This window comes from Ruegeria sp. CH6 (assembly GCF_056537005.1).
This window is the reverse complement of record NZ_JBQFQS010000043.1, coordinates 1-1,827: the sequence shown is the minus strand read 5'-3', so window position 1 is coordinate 1,827 and position 1,827 is coordinate 1. Positions and strand designations below refer to the sequence as shown.

The window sequence follows — 1,827 nt, the reverse complement described above, 5'->3', positions numbered from 1 at the left end:
AGGTGATTTGAACATCACGGTCGTAGTCTCAAATGCAGCCGGAGTGCAGGCAACAGGCGATGATGTGACAGTGCAGCTGCTATTGCCAACACAGACGAACGACATTATTAACGAAATCGAAACCGGACTGGATGATGGTGCCATTCACACGTCTGTAGCGGATATAGACGGCGATGGTGATATGGATATCATTGGGTCGGCCGTCGGCTCAGACGCCTTCACGGTGTTCCGCAATGATGGGACCGGAGGCTTTGATGCGGGAACGCAGATCGAAACCGCGCTGGATGCTGGACCCAGACACACATCCGTGGCGGATATAGACGGCGATGGTGATATGGACATCATTGGTTCAGCTCTAGGTTCAAATGCCTTCACGGTGTTCCGCAATGATGGGACCGGAGCCTTCGATGCGGGAACACTGATCGAAACCGAGCTGGATGATTTAGCCAGACACACATCCGTGGCGGATATAGACGGCGATGGTGATATGGACATCATTGGTTCAGCTCTAGGTTCAAATGCCTTCACGGTGTTCCGCAATGATGGGACCGGAGCCTTCGATGCGGGAACGCAAATCGATACAGACTTGGATGCATTGTCCACTCACACCTCTGTGGCGGATGTAGATGATGATGGTGATTTGGATATCATCGGAACGGCATTAGGCTCCAGTGCCTTCACGGTGTTCCGCAATGATGGGACCGGAGCCTTCGATGCGGGAACACAGATCGAAACCGGACTGGATGATGGTGCCATTCACACATCTGTGGCGGATGTAGATGATGATGGTGATTTGGATATTATTGGCTCTACGACTGGTTCCGACGCATTCACGGTGTTCCTGAATAACGGAACGGGAAGCTTTGATGCGGGAACGCAAATCGATGATACAACGCTGTATGAAAACCCCACTGGCACCTCTGTGTTTGATTTAGATGGTGATGGTGATTTGGATATTATTGGGTCTGCTGCTGGCTCCGACGCATTCATAGTGTTTCTGGGTAATGGCGATGGAAGTTTCGCCGCGGGAACGCAGATCGACACCACGCTGGATGGCGATGCAGCTCACACGTCTGTGGCGGATATAGATGGTGACATGAGGTCGGACATTATTGTATCAGCCGGAGATTCAGATGTATTTGGGATATTGTTCAATGAGAATATTCCGGGTGTGATTTAAAAAGCCCCCTCTAAGCCGAACTGAGCGGAACGATGTGCTATTCGCATAGTTCATCGTTCCGCGATCAAACGCTGTATTGGCACCGTGTTTGTCGATGACGATCTTGCGCGGTAGACCGTTCACCCCAAGCGCACGGGCGAAGCACTTCGTAGCAGCCGCTTTATTCCACCGCGCAGACAACATGAAATCCAGGGTCTTGCCGTGTTTGTTGATCGAAAGATAAAGATAAGCCCATTCGCCTTTCACTTTCACATAGGTTTCATCCATGCGCCACGAACTGTCTGCGGGACGCTTTCTAAACTATACCGCGCTGTTTTAGTAATGAGACCAGCATATCGGCTCACCCATTGGTTCAGAGTCGCGTGGTCCAAATCAACACCACGCTCCGCCATGATTTCTTCCAGATCCCGATATGACACACCGTATCGGAGATAGAAGAAAACAGGGTACAAGATCAATTCTTTCGGAAAGTGTGCACCCTTGAATGAGATTTTCACGGTCTGCTCCCGTAATTTGGAGCATCCGCTACCAAAACTGCGTTTGGTCTGACAGGTGGGAACTAGAGCGCGTCTGGCTCAATTGGTTTCATATCCTGCGGCCTGGAAGAAGTTGTAGCACTCGTCTGGGGTGAACATGTCGCAGACTGC

1 protein-coding gene and 1 pseudogene are annotated in these 1,827 nt (G+C 51.0%); one reads left to right on the top strand and one right to left on the bottom strand.

The annotated features are described in order from the left end of the window. Positions 1-1,180: FG-GAP repeat domain-containing protein (locus ACR0CW_RS23070; RefSeq protein WP_480789575.1), on the top strand; the 1,180-nt coding region annotated here is incomplete at its 5' end. A 72-nt stretch (positions 1,181-1,252) separates the two neighbouring features. On the opposite strand, the pseudogene ACR0CW_RS23065 reads toward ACR0CW_RS23070, so the two are convergent. Next, a pseudogene (locus ACR0CW_RS23065) lies at positions 1,253-1,677 on the bottom strand (IS6 family transposase); the annotation flags it as partial. Positions 1,678-1,827: the final 150 nt, after the last annotated feature.